The sequence below is a fragment of the Micromonospora sp. NPDC001898 genome, from assembly GCF_042891255.1.
Lineage (GTDB): Bacteria > Actinomycetota > Actinomycetes > Mycobacteriales > Micromonosporaceae > Micromonospora.
The window spans coordinates 976,766-986,744 of the sequence record NZ_JBIATC010000001.1; the positions used below are offsets into that span (position 1 = coordinate 976,766).

At 68.2% G+C, this 9,979-nt stretch carries 8 protein-coding genes and 1 tRNA gene; 2 read left to right on the forward strand and 7 right to left on the reverse strand.

The features are described 5' to 3' along the window. The first annotated feature begins 344 nt into the window (after positions 1 to 344). Positions 345 to 1,340 (forward strand): hypothetical protein, encoded by a 996-nt coding sequence (locus ACFYZF_RS04670; protein ID WP_387015963.1) that lies wholly within the window; start codon positions 345 to 347, stop codon positions 1,338 to 1,340. On the opposite strand, the gene ACFYZF_RS04675 is transcribed toward ACFYZF_RS04670, so the two are convergent. The 6 genes from ACFYZF_RS04675 to ACFYZF_RS04700 form a co-directional block, all read right to left on the reverse strand. After that, positions 1,320 to 2,354, reverse strand: coding sequence for an NAD-dependent epimerase/dehydratase family protein (locus ACFYZF_RS04675; protein ID WP_387015965.1), 1,035 nt, complete (start codon positions 2,352 to 2,354; stop codon positions 1,320 to 1,322). The genes ACFYZF_RS04670 and ACFYZF_RS04675 overlap by 21 nt on opposite strands. A gap of 427 nt (positions 2,355 to 2,781) precedes the next feature. Beyond that, entirely contained in the window at positions 2,782 to 4,179 is a 1,398-nt protein-coding gene (locus ACFYZF_RS04680; protein ID WP_387015967.1) for a pentapeptide repeat-containing protein, read from the reverse strand. A 338-nt stretch (positions 4,180 to 4,517) separates the two neighbouring features. Further along, entirely contained in the window at positions 4,518 to 6,035 is a 1,518-nt protein-coding gene (locus tag ACFYZF_RS04685; protein ID WP_387015969.1) for a tyrosine-type recombinase/integrase, read from the reverse strand. A 69-nt stretch (positions 6,036 to 6,104) separates the two neighbouring features. Beyond that, positions 6,105 to 6,177 (reverse strand) — tRNA-Arg (locus ACFYZF_RS04690). 152 nt (positions 6,178 to 6,329) lie between these two features. Then, a complete protein-coding gene (locus ACFYZF_RS04695; protein ID WP_387015971.1) occupies positions 6,330 to 7,400 on the reverse strand; it encodes an alpha/beta hydrolase in 1,071 nt (356 codons plus the stop codon). Positions 7,401 to 7,496: 96 nt separating this feature from the next. Continuing rightward, a complete protein-coding gene (locus tag ACFYZF_RS04700) occupies positions 7,497 to 7,922 on the reverse strand; it encodes an HPF/RaiA family ribosome-associated protein (RefSeq protein WP_387015973.1) in 426 nt (141 codons plus the stop codon). A gap of 422 nt (positions 7,923 to 8,344) precedes the next feature. On the opposite strand from ACFYZF_RS04700, the gene ssb reads away from it, so the two are divergent. Then, complete coding sequence (gene ssb, locus ACFYZF_RS04705; RefSeq protein ID WP_387015975.1) at positions 8,345 to 9,184, forward strand: single-stranded DNA-binding protein; 840 nt, start codon at positions 8,345 to 8,347, stop codon at positions 9,182 to 9,184. 164 nt (positions 9,185 to 9,348) lie between these two features. Here the strand turns inward: ssb and ACFYZF_RS04710 are convergent, their stop codons facing one another. After that, positions 9,349 to 9,600: a flavin reductase gene (locus tag ACFYZF_RS04710; protein WP_387015976.1), complete on the reverse strand. Its 252-nt coding sequence runs from the start codon at positions 9,598 to 9,600 to the stop codon at positions 9,349 to 9,351. Between the last annotated feature and the right edge of the window lie 379 nt (positions 9,601 to 9,979).

The following is a 9,979-nucleotide window of genomic DNA, read 5'->3' on the forward strand; positions in this document are numbered from 1 at the left end:
GGCGCCCATGCAAACCCAGTGCAATGCGCGGCAATCCGATGCAACCGCAAGTTCGGGAGACGACGGTGGCGACCGTGGACCGGTGGACAGGAAACCTTGCCTGCTCGCTGCAAGCTGCCGCCGGAATGACGAACGAGGGATTCGCGGGGTGGCTCGGGATCGCGACAAGGACAGTCGCGTATTGGCATAGTCGACCTGACACGGTCCCTGGGAACGCCAATCAGGATCTGCTAGATACCGCCTTGGGTCGGGTATCGGATTCGGTTCGTTCCCGCTTCTTCGAGATTCTTAGCAGGGTCCAGTCCGAGGGAATTGCTGGCGGCCGAGGTATCGTTGCTGATGCTGTGAGCGCTGCTGCCGACTCGATCGCCAATGATCCCTTGCTGACAAGCCTTGCCCTGCCGCACGACTCCATCGAGTCCTTGCAGGAAGACGTGACAATGCTCGCCCGGTCGGGAGGCATGGCGGCCTTCGACATGTTCAGTGGCGCCCGCCGGCTGAGGGACGAGGCAAGAGCCTTGGTGGAGCGCACCCGCCGGCCGGGTGAGCTGGCCGATCTTTACGTGGTCATTGGCCAAAGCGCTTCCCTGATGGCCTCCACCGCCTTCGACCTCGGGCACTGGAACGACTCGGCGGCACTAGCGAGGGCATCGACGCAGTACGCCGACCTGGCGGGACACGCATCATTGAAGGCGTGGACGTACGGCCTGCAAATGACGCTCGCCAACTGGCGCAACGAGCCTGATGCGGCCCTGAGCTACTTCGCTCGCGCTATGCGAGCGGCGCCGGATGGAGAGCCGAGACTGAGGCTTCGTTATATCGCTTCCCGCTCTCATGCTCTGCTCGCCGATTCGGCCTCGGTCGCTGCTGTCTTGGAAGCAGCCCAGCGCGACAGAGAATCGGCCGCGGAGCGACCCGACGAACTCGCCATCTCTGCCGGTGGGGAGTTCGCTTTCGGCGAAGCGCGGGCAGCGGCATGCGCTGCGGCGGCATGGCTTGATCTGCGCAACGGTGAGCAGGCCGCGAGGTACGCCCGGGAGGCGTTGCAGGTGTACGAGGCGTTGCCGTCGCCCAGGCGGCCGTACTCGCAGATCAACGGCACGCAGATCGACGTGGCCGCTGCTCACCTTCACATGCGAGACAAGGACGGTGCGGCCGAAGCGCTGCGTACCGTCTTGGAGTTGCCGCCGGAGAAGCGCAACGTCTCGCTGACAGGCCGGCTGTCGCGGATCGAGCGCCTGCTCAGGGGGTCGCCGTGGGATCGTGACGCGGACACGCGCCAGCTCGCCGAGCGCATCTCGGAGTGGCTGTCGGAAACCTCAGCTCGTCCGCTCGCCTGACTGCCGCCAGGCGGCCAACACCTGCTGCTCCCTCTCCGGGCTGATGCCGATCTCGGCGGCCCGGTCGTGGTTGCTGGCCTCGCCGCTCTCCACCATCCACCGCCAGGTGTCGCGGACGGTCAGGGAGAGCGGCCGACAGCGGAGGCCGGCAGCCTGCGCCCTGGCCGTGTCGACGCGCCACACGCCGTCGAACGTGCGCCAGAGGGGCAACTCGGACCACTGCCGGACGCCATGGCTGACCAGCATCTCGTCGGGCACCCAGTCGAAGGAGGCATCACCCCGGGTCGCGTGGGCGCAGTCCGCCATTAGTTCGCCGAAGGTGGCGCCGTCCATCGGGGCGCAGACGTTGAACGCGCCGGAGGAGTCTTCGGTGATGGCGTGGAGCGCGAACGTGGCCAGGTCCCGTACGTCGACCGGCTGGATGGTGCGGTCGGGGGAGCCGGGGGCCAGGACTTCTCCACCAGCAGCCACGCGGCGCAGCCACCACGGCAGGCGACCGACGTACTCACGCGGGCCGAGCACGACACCGGGGCGCAGGATCGTTGTCCGGCCTGTTCCGAACGCGGCGACTGCCGCTGCCTCGCAGCCGGACTTCTGGTAGCCGTACTGGGTCGGCCCGTCCTCGGCGTCGGTGCCGTAGTCGGGGCCGGCGTCCGGCGGGCAGTAGAGCACCTCGGAACGTTCGGTGAGCGGCTTCAATGGCCAGTCTCGGTAGACGCTGACCGTGGACATGAAGACGTAGCGACCGGTGACGGGAGCGAGCGCGCGGGCCACATCGAGGGTGTTCGTCGGCACGTATCCCGAGGTGTCGACCACGGCGTCCCAAGGGCCGGCAGAGGCGAGGGCAGCGACGTCCTCTAGGCGAGTCCGATCACCCCGGATGGGCCGTACAGCCTCTAGGAAGGGGTCGGAGGTGCCCCGGTTGAACGTGGTGACCTCCCAGCCAGCGTCGATGGCGGCCGCGACGATCGCGTGGCCTACGAACCAGGTTCCGCCGAGCACTAGCAAACGCATGGGTCCATCATGCCGAGCAGAGGCGGTAGCCGGTCGGTGGAGGGTGCAGGCCGGCAATCAGTGCCGCGTTGGTCGAGTGATCTCGTCAAGGGGCCCGCATGCGGGCCGTGGCCGGCCGCGCTGCTAGCGGCGCAAGTGCCGGCATCGGCCGGCGCGTCGGCCGATAGGAGCATTGCCTCCGGCGCGGACCAGACGACTCCGGGTTGGAGTTGCCGAACGGTTTCGGTCGTGGGTGGTCGAGGTGTGGGATATGCCATCCCGCTAGCCACCGACCCAGGCAAGCCGAGCAGACCAGGGTCAGGGTGCCAAGGTCGCACGTCCGGTAGGCGCTCCGCCTTGTCACTGGCCTTGGCCCGATCCGCCGAGGTGTGGGTCGGCGCAGACGGGATGGCGACAGGGCGAAATGTGTCGTCGTAATGCGAAACCTTCAAAGGGAGTCAGGCGGCCGAGGTGCCGCTCCGATTTCCGCCCGGGCTTGAGGGACGGTTGTATTAGTGCGAGCTAGTACTCCGTAATTGGAGTTTTGCTCAGGATCCTTGAGGTGCCAACCGTCCGGCCATACTTGCTGTAGTGCATGCCCGTCAGGGTTGGCAAGCGCACGGGCACTCCGCATCCGCGGACTTCCAAACTCCCGACGCCTGAAGGTGGCTTGCTCGAAATCGACTTCGCCGCGAAACTTGACTCTATCGAACCAGGCCACGCCCCGAAAGTTGGCATTGGAAAAGCTGGCCGTCTTATTGAAAACTGTCTTGCCGTCAAATCTGACAACGAAGAAATCGGCACCATCGAAATGTGCTGATCCTTCGAAATTAGCATCATGCCACCAACTCGTACTTCGGAAGTAGGTAAAATTAAAGCTGGTTTCCCCGAAAAATGTCGCACCCGAGAAGTTTGCAGTTTCAACATAGCCCGCCAAAATTCGAAAGTTGCGGAGTTTGGCTCCGGCGAGGTTGATAGAGAGGTGTGGCCAGAAAGGCGATTCGTGACTAGGGCCAGGCAAGTCTTCGGGCCTAATGGGTTCCGTCCTGCCAGGAATTTCCAAGTGTTTGGTAAGAATCTCCTGCGCACCCACCCTTACTTCCAGCTCCTCCTTCGCCTCCTTCGCCTCGTCTGCGGGCGTGGCCGGTGGCAAAGTATCAGGCGGAGAGTAAGGCATGCGGAGATATGCACAAAGAACATTAACGACTGTTTGGCGTTGCCCGATGTTCGTTTGCGCCACGCGTTCAAGTGCATACATGCCGCCGAGGCGGACGGCAGCATCCGGGGAGCCAAGCTGCTCTACAGCCTTGGTGTAGAGCTCGGTCACCCGTCGTTCTGCGGCATCGGCTTCTGTATGCACCTGCGTTTGAATGGCGAGTTGATGCATTGACTCGGACAGGCGCTGACGCCGGACTGCGAGCAGCAAGGCGGCAACGGCTCCGCCACTAGCGGCAACCCCTAGGCCGTACTTAATCGATTCGATCTGAAGCTTGGAGCGTTCCGATTCTGACGTTGCGTTTCCAGCTACTTGCAGCATGGTGACGAGCGCGCAGCACCCGACAAACGCCATAGTGCAAGCGGAAGCAGCGATGCCATAATCAGAAAGAAGGTGAGCGCCAAGTCCTTTTTTGGTGTCGTTTTGTGTGCGGCTCTGCGAGGACTTGCGTGCCGACCAAAGGACACAAATCCCGACGATGAGGCCTGCAATGCCGACGGCAGCCAGCAAATTGTCCATCAGCTCATTCAGTGCGTGTCTGATTGTGTCAATATTTTTCCGGACCAGGTCGACTAAGACGCTTGCCAAGCCGACCAGCAGTAGCCCGAACCCCACCAGCCTTCTCCTCATGGCTGAAATAGTCGGACAGCAAGGCTGTCAACGCAAGCAACCGCACCGGATGCGGCAGTACGGCATCGGCGGTCGCGATCCGAGCTCGACAGGGCAGGCAGGTCAGCGGATCTCCACCGATGGTGGCAGACAACCGCTTTGACCTGTGCAAGGCAGGGAGGGTGGCGTGGCCGTTTCGTGCCCGATGGGACGGGAGTCGACGGTCAACGACGGTCAGCTCCTGGAGGTGGAAGCCAGCATGGCGGCGCAGGCCAAGCCAGGTCACTGCCGAACAGCTTTGCCTGTGTCCACACTTTCTAACTCGTGTGCCGGATATGAACGTTCGAGTTGAGCGAGTGCTAGGTCGGATCTTCGCCATGCCCTTCCGCCGGATACTCATTGCCGACACCTGCTATGACCGCGCGGCGACCTCGGACAACGCTCACCATGCCCTCTGCGGTCAGCAGCGCTACGGCGCGGTGAGCGGTACCGACCGAGACGCCACGTGCCGCAGCCAGCTCAGCAACCGCGGGGAGTTGGTCGCCGGGTCGCAGCCGACCGGCAGCGATCTGCTCGCGCAGTTCGGCGGCGATTCTCTGGTACGGACTGCTGGCCGCCGTACGCTGCGTCGGCACGACCGGGCGTGGCGGCATCCGAGCGGCCAGCGTCCCGGCCGCCCGCTGGTCCGACTCCGACAGCCAGGCAGCGTATACGCGGAGCGTGGTTGTCCCGCCGCCGCCATGACCGAGTCGGCCGGCGACCGTCCGCACGTCGACACCCGCATTGATTAGCTCGGTCGCCGAGTAGTGGCGCAGAGCGTGGATGTGGCTGCTGATGCCGAGCCGGGTGGCGAGCCGGCCGTACCGCTGGGTGATGGTGTCGGGCCGGTAGCCGCGGCTGTTGTCCGGCTCGGGGGAGAAGACGTAATCGGTGGGGTCGACGTCCGCGTCGAGCTGGGCCAGGCGGTCGAGGTACCGGCCGTGCAGCTCGCGCAGCACTTCGATCGTCTCTGGGTCGAGCGCTACCCGCCGTTGCTGGTGCGTCTTGGTGTCCTTCTCCCGCAGCTCGCCGTGTTCGTCCAGGTAGGAGCTGTGCCGCAGCGTCAGCACGCCGGCGGCCAGGTCGAGATGGTGCCAGCGCAGCGCGCACAGCTCGCCGCGGCGGGCGCCGGTGGTCATGGCGAGCCAGACCAGCGCGCCCCAGTCAGGGTCGCGCCACGCCTCGTTGATGATGCGCGCGGCGTCGGCGGGGTTCGGCGGCTGCGGGTCGGGGTGCGGCGGCGCGGGTGGCTCGGCCTGCCCGGCGGGGTTGACGGCGATCCAGCGCCACCGGACGGCGCGGCTGAGCGCACCACTGAGGATCCAGTGGATCTGCCGCACCGACGACGCGCTGAGCGGCTTGCAGACGTGTGGCCGGCACCTCGCCGTGCAGGTGTGCTCGCCTTCCAGGCGGTGCTTCACGTACGCCTTGCCGCCACACCAGTCGCGGCAACGGCGCAGGCTCGCGTAGAACGACTCCAATGTCTCGGCATCGAGCCTGCCGACCGGCAGCTTGCCCAGCACCGGCCGGACGTGCTTGTTCAGCTTGTTCTCGTAGCCCATGCGGGTGGTCGGCTCGATGTCCACCACTTCAAGCCACCGGTCGAGTAGCTGGTTCAGGGTGGCGCGGGTGCGCGGGCTGCGCTTCTCGTCGACCTGGTTGAGGAAGCGGGTCCGTACCTTCTCCGCCTCTCGCTCGGCGGTCCGGCCGGCCGGGACCGTGTCGGTGAGGTAGTGCCGCTTGCCGGTGAGCGGGTCGACGCCCGCATAGACCCTTACACGGAGTGATCCGCTGGGGAGCTTCATGATCTCGCCACGTTGCCGCTTGACGCCTGCCACGGGGCTGACAGTAGCTCTATGGCTCCACGAATAGCTCCACGAGAGCCGTCCGGTTGAGAGAAGTACCTGTGCGCCCGGCAGGATTCGAACCTGCGGCCTTGGGATTAGAAGTCCCCTGCTCTATCCGCTGAGCTACGGGCGCGCGTCGTGGGTGTTGCGCCAAGAGGGTACCGCCGCGCCTGCCGGGGCGGGTGCGACGGGGCGGCCGTAGGCGCCCGCCCAGCGTCGCATGATCCGTCCGCGTCGGGCACCCCAGTTTGGCCCCGGTCAGCTCGGCGCGGTCGTCTCCGCGCCCTACCCGGCCAAGCCCGGTTGCTCCCCGGCCACGCCCGGTCGTTGTTCGGCCGGGCCCGCCGCCTGCCCGGCCGGCTCACGGCTGGCGGGCACCGAGGGCGTCGGGGGCACCGAGGGGGTCGGGCCGGCGCCGAGGAACGCCTCCGCCCACCGGCCCACCTCGGCGAAGACCTTCTCGCGTACGGCGGGGCCGGAGAGGGTCAGGTCGTGCATGCCGCCGTCGAAGCGGGCCAGGGTCACGTGCCGGCCGAGGCGGGGCGCCCAGCGGACCATGTGCTCCACGTCGAGGACGGCGTCGGCGAGTGCCGCCGAGTCGTGCCACTTCGTGCCCCGGAAGCTGCGGGTGGAGCAGGCCAGCAGCACCGGCACCTGGATGTCGAGGCCGGCGCGGAGCTGCCGCTGGCCGGCGCGGACGGCAGCCAGCCAGCCGGCCCGGACCGGGAACCCGGCGAGCGGCTTCCACGCCAGGTCGTACGTCCACTCGCCGCGTCGCTCGGTGTGCAGGCTCTCGCCGTACACGTTGCCGACGCCGGCGGGGACGACGCGGCGCGGCGCCCGACGGGCCAGGTGGGAGACGGCGGCCGCGAGGGGTCTGCGCACCAACCAGGGGGCGTTGATGTCGAAGAAGGGGCTGTTGAGGACGAGCCCGTCGACGATGCCGGCGTCGCGGCGGGCGTGCGCCCAGAGCGAGATGATCAGGCCGCCGGTGGAGTGGCCCATGGTGAGCAGGGTGTCGTGGCCGTCGTCGTCACGGATGATCCTTGCGGCGGCGTCCAGCTCGGGGAAGTAGTCGCCGAGGTCGCGGCAGAAGTTCGGCGTCTGGTGCGGCAGTAGGCTGCGACCATATTTGCGCAGGTCGAGGGCGTAGAAGTCCCAGCCCCGCTCGGCGTAGAAGTCGGCCACGTGGGTCTGGAAGAAGTAGTCGACGTAGCCGTGCACGTACAGCACGGCCCGGCCGGTGGGGCGGTCGGCCCGTCGGCGGACCAGGGTCGCGACGACCGGTCCCTCGTCGTCGGTGCCCAGGTCGATCGTCTGCCGCTCGTACGGCGGCCCCAGCACGTCCGGTTCCACGACCGCGACGGTACGCCGGGAACCTACCCGGCGGTAGCCCCGAAGCGGGAAGGTGGGGCGAAGCCCACCTTCCCGCCGGTCCTGCTCAGGTCCTGATCAGGCCGTCTCGGCGTTCACCCGGAGCGCGTCGACGTCGAGGTCCACCTCGTCCGGGCTCGCCGCAACCTGACCGGTGTCGCGCAGGTGCTTGTTGTGCCGGGGCTCCTGCTTGGTCTTGGAATCGTTGAGCCGGCGGCGCAGGTCGTCCCGTACGTCGTTGAGCGCGGCGTGCAGGTCCTCCTCCGACGAGGTGGTGACGATCTTCTGTCGGCCGGCGATCCAGCACTCCAGGGTGACCTTCTGCCCCCGGGCCTCCCGATCCTTCACCGACACCTCCAGCTCGGTGGCGTCGGCGTGGAAGCCGGCCAGCCGGGCGTCGAGGGTGGCGAACTGCGTGGCGATCCAGTTCCGGTCGCCCTGGGAGAACCCGGCACCGACCCGCAGACACTCACCCACGGTCGCGGGGTTCGCCACGGCGCTCATCGGCGGGCCTCGCCCTCGGTGCGGACGGAACCGGTCGTACGGAGTCGGCAGAGAGTCATCTTCCGTGGCCCTTCTGATCGGACGGCATGCCGCCTACTGTCAGCCGGCGCGCCGTCGGTGGTGCTCGCTTGATCAAAGCTGTACCCAGCCACGGTCTGTCCGGAAACACCCCGGCTCCGACTGTCCCGGGGCGGGTGCCATTCCCCCCGCCGTCCGCGCGGACGGTCGGCGACCGGCCGCCGGCCGAGGCGTTGACTCCACCGGGGGGCGTAGCACACTGGGGCCTTGATCAGGTCGTCGTCCACAGGCCGCTCCGTTGTCCACAGGTGGCGACCGGTCGATGGCGACGGGGGGCCGGTACGGCCAGGCTCGGCGGCGAGTCGACTCGCCATGGCAAGTCCTGGTTCTCCCCTGGAGGGACGATGTTTGACACCCACGTAACGATTGTCGGAAACGTCTTAACCGCCCCCGAGTGGCGGCGCACCACCCAGAGCAACACGTTGGTGGCCAATTTCAAGGTCGCCTCCACCGCCCGCCGGCTCGATCGGGACAGCGGCCGGTGGGTCGACGGCAACAGCCTTCGGGTACGCGTCAACTGCTGGCGCAAGCTGGCCGAGGGGGTCGCCTCCTCGGTGATGGTCGGCGATCCGGTCGTGGTGGCCGGTCGCCTCTACACCCGGGACTGGACCGACGAGGCCGGCAACCACCGCACCCTCTACGAGATGGAGGCGGTCGCGGTCGGGCACGACCTGGCCCGGGGGCGGGGGCGGTTCCTGCGCAACCGGCCGAGCATGGCCACCAGCATCGTCGAGGACGCCGAGGCGGAGACCCGGGTGCACGGGGAGCCGACCGAGCGGATCCCGCGGGGGCAGGCACCCGCCTCGCCGGCCGGCCGTCCCTTCGACGAGGACTTCGAGCCGGGCGGCTTCGACCAGGCCCGGGGCTCGCTCGACGCCCCACACCTCGGGCGGGACCTGGCCGGCGGCCCCGGCTTCGAGGACCTGGCGGGAGATCCCTTCGACGACCGGGCCGACCCCGCCGCCGACGACGAGCTGACGGAGTTGGGCGGGGACGGCGGGGACGACCTGTCCCCGCTGCCCGACGGTGGGGCACCCTCCGGCGATGTCGCCGGGGCCGGTGAGGTCGGCCTGTCGGCCCAGGGCGGTCACGACGACCCGGAACCGCCCGGCGGGGAGCCGGACGGGGTGACACCCGACCGCCGGGGCCGGCGGGGCCGTGGACGGGTTCCGGTGTCCGCCTGACGATCGGCCGAGGCGCTCGGCGGGCTGGGCACGGGGCAGCCGACGGGCCGGCACGGGGCAGCCCGTCGAGCGTCGTCACCCCGGATCCGCCGCCGCGGAGAGACCCGCCCCGGTGCCGGTTCTCCCACGGGGGAAGGAGACGGCACCGGGGCGGTCGGCGGCGGCTACCCGCGCGCCCGTGCCCAGGACAGGAAGCGGTCGGTGAGGTTGCCCGGGGGTGAGTCGGGGCTGAGCCGGTTCAGGTGTTCGGCCGCCTCCAGCTTCAGCGCGGCGAGGTAGATCAGCAGGCCGAGGCGGTTGCCCCGGTACTCGACCAGCAGGGAGAGTCGGGCCTCGCCGCAGGGCCAGGGGTGGCCGCAGCGGCAGCACAGCCAGACCGGGCGGACGGGCAGGTGGGGACGGGGGCCGCGAGTCATCCGCGCACCCGCAGGGCGACGGCTCGCCTCGTCTACCCCGGCAAAGTCGCGGAGTATCCGGTGCCGCGCAGATCGGAGCCGCGTACGTGGATGCCGCCGGTGTGGCGATCACCGCGCAACTCGGCTGCTTGGTCCCGCCGCCTGCACCACCCCACGGAAGCCCCTCCTGCCGCGCTGTTCCCGGCCCCCCGCCCCGCCGAACCTGCCCGCAGCCGTCCATGTAACGGGACTTACGTTCCACTACCTGGGATGACTGAAGATCTTGGAGAGAAGTGGCCCCTCCACTTGGGCTCAACCGGTGGTTGCAACACCTTCGTTGATGGTGGTGGAGGTGGTTGCTGATGGCGGCGCGGTTGTCGGCGGGGGAACGTGAAGAGAT